This is a genomic window from Sulfitobacter sp. 1A13679, from assembly GCF_043557115.1.
Classification (GTDB): domain Bacteria; phylum Pseudomonadota; class Alphaproteobacteria; order Rhodobacterales; family Rhodobacteraceae; genus Sulfitobacter; species Sulfitobacter faviae.
The window spans coordinates 1-2,516 of the sequence record NZ_JBIFFO010000053.1; the positions used below are offsets into that span (position 1 = coordinate 1).

At 59.1% G+C, this 2,516-nt stretch carries 3 protein-coding genes; all 3 read left to right on the forward strand.

Features of this window, described 5'->3' with window-relative positions; all coding sequences use genetic code 11:
• The first annotated feature begins 73 nt into the window (after nucleotides 1-73).
• From ACGYLA_RS19410 to tnpC, 3 genes are read left to right on the forward strand one after another with little or no spacing between them, the layout of a single operon-like run.
• The gene (locus tag ACGYLA_RS19410) at nucleotides 74-493 is read left to right on the forward strand and encodes a transposase (RefSeq protein WP_394434614.1); all 420 of its coding nucleotides are present in this window, start codon (nucleotides 74-76) and stop codon (nucleotides 491-493) included.
• Nucleotides 487-840, forward strand: coding sequence for an IS66 family insertion sequence element accessory protein TnpB (tnpB, locus tag ACGYLA_RS19415; RefSeq protein ID WP_136720649.1), 354 nt, complete (start codon nucleotides 487-489; stop codon nucleotides 838-840). Before ACGYLA_RS19410 ends, tnpB begins: the two co-directional genes overlap by 7 nt.
• A gap of 55 nt (nucleotides 841-895) precedes the next feature.
• Nucleotides 896-2,488, forward strand: coding sequence for an IS66 family transposase (gene tnpC, locus ACGYLA_RS19420; protein ID WP_394434616.1), 1,593 nt, complete (start codon nucleotides 896-898; stop codon nucleotides 2,486-2,488).
• The last annotated feature ends 28 nt before the right edge of the window (nucleotides 2,489-2,516 follow it).

Here is a 2,516-nt window from a genome sequence, read left to right on the forward strand (position 1 = left end):
GTAAGCGGTGGCCCGGAGTCACGTTGTAGGGTGTGATCCGCGCTGCGAGAACGAACGCATCTTATGACGGGGAGTGCGTTTCGCAATGTGCGCTACAAATTCGTTTCTCAGATCGCTTGGCGTTGAGATTTTTGCGTCCGGCCATCGCCGTTGGTCGGATACCGCAAAAGCACAGGCGGTGGCGGACACGCTTGAGGTCGGTGTAACGGTGAACGCTGTTGCTGAGCGATATGGCATCCTTCCGAACCAGCTATCGGCGTGGCGTCGTCTGGCCAAACAAGGAAAGCTGTTGCTGCCGGCGCCGGAGGCCGCTGAGCCGCTCTTCGCTCCACTGGTGGTTTCTGCTGGGCCGGAAGAGCCCACAGAAGCTCTGACTGTTCCGAATGAGGCGATCAGATTGATCTTTGGAGAGATCGCCATCGAGCTGCCGCTGCAGACATCTGCCTCCCGGATTGCAGAGATCGCCCATGCGCTTGAAGCTTCTTCATGCTGATGCCATCGCAAGGCGTTCGGATATTGGTTGCGACGCGGCCGGTGGACTTCCGTAAAGGACACGATGGATTGGCTTCGATGGTGCAGTCGGCATTGGCCCAAGACCCCTTTACCGGAACAGTCTTTGTGTTCCGCGCCAAACGGGCCGACAGGATGAAGATTTTGTTCTGGGACGGCAGCGGGCTCGTGATGACCTACAAACGACTTGAGGAGAACAGCTTCATTTGGCCCGCCATTCGAGATGGCGTGATCACCCTGAACCGCCCCCAATTCGAGGCGCTTTTTGCAGGGCTGGACTGGCGCCGGGTGCGCTCTTTAGAACCCCGCAGACCGGCTGCGGCAGAGTGACTCGGGTGCCCAAAAGACCTGCCCATTTGGGCGTAAATCAAGCTATACTCCGGGCATGTCCGACCTGCCGCCCATCGATATATCTGCCATCCCCGAGAGCCAGCGTGAAGCTGTCTTGGCGGTGCTGCGCGAGAACAAATCGCTGAAGCAAGAGACGACCGGGCTACAAACCAAAACATCTGAGCTGGAAGTTTTGGTTAAGCGTCTGGAGCACCTCATTGCCGAGCTCAAGAACGCCACACATGGCAAGCGCTCGGAGAAGTTAAGCGAGGATGAACGGCAGCTGGCTTTTGAAGACCTTGAAGTTGCCGTCGCTGAAGTTGAGAATCAGCAAGCTGAGCAGGCGCCCTCAGAGGCACGGCCTCGCAAAGCTGCCCGGCGCAATCGTGGCAATCTTCCCGCAGGCCTCCCGCGGGTTGAGCGGGTGGTCGAGCCTCAGAGTTTGAACTGCCCCTGCGGGTGTGGCGAGATGCACCGTATAGGTGAAGACCGCACCGAGCGGCTGGATATCATTCCAGCGCAGCTGCGTGTCATCGTCACCGTTCGCCCCAAATATGCTTGCCGTTCCTGCGCTGAAGGTATCACGCAGGCCCCGGCTCCTGCGCATCTGATCGAAGGCGGGTTGCCGACTGAGGGCGCCATCGCACATGTGCTTGTCAGCAAATTCTCAGACCATTTGCCGTTGTATCGTCAAAGCCAAATCCTTGCCCGCTCCGGCATCGATATCCACCGCAGCACTTTGGCCGATTGGGTGGGCACAGCGGCTTTCCATCTGAGCCCTGTCGTGGACCGCTTGGCTGAGCATCTAAAGAAGTCCGGCAAGCTATTTATGGATGAGACAACGGTCCCCGTTCTGGACCCGGGTCGAGGCCGCACGAAGACAGGATACCTTTGGGCACTGGCGCGCGACGACCGAGGATGGGGTGGAGATGATCCGCCAGGCGTTGTCTTCACCTATGCCCCGGGTCGTGCAGGGCAGAATGCAGAACAGATATTGCGGGGCTTTGACGGCACTCTGCAACTGGACGGCTATGCTGGCTACAACCGGCTCACGCGCCCGTCGCGGAAAGGTGGCGCGCCAATCACTGTCGCGTATTGTTGGGCACACGCACGCCGCAAGCTGAAAGAGGTCTTTGATCGAGACGGCTCAGAGATCGCCGCAGAAGGGCTGCGTCGGATCGCAGAGTTCTACCGCATTGAAAGCGAGATCCGTGGGATGGGTCCGGGTCAGCGTCTCTCGGCACGTCAGGCCCGCACGGCACCATTGATGGCAGAGTTCGGCGAGTGGCTTCAGAGCCAACGGCGCCGGATTTCCTCGAAGTCCCGTCTCGGCGAGAAGTTGACCTATATCCATCGGCAGTGGAGCGGGCTGCAGACCTTCCTGCACGACGGCCGGGTCGAGATCGACTCCAATGCAGTCGAGAACCTGATCCGAACAATTGCATTGACGCGAAAGAACGCGCTTTTTGCCGGTCACGACGAAGGTGGCCACGCCTGGGGCCGCATCGCATCTCTCATAGCGACTGCGAAGGTCAATGATGTCGAACCGTTCGCATATCTCAAAGCGACGCTTGAAGCGATTGCAGCAGGCCATCCGGCCAATCGCATCGACGACCTACTTCCGTGGAATTTCCAGCCGTCAAGCTGATCCTAAGTGCTACGTAGCCGCCGCTTAC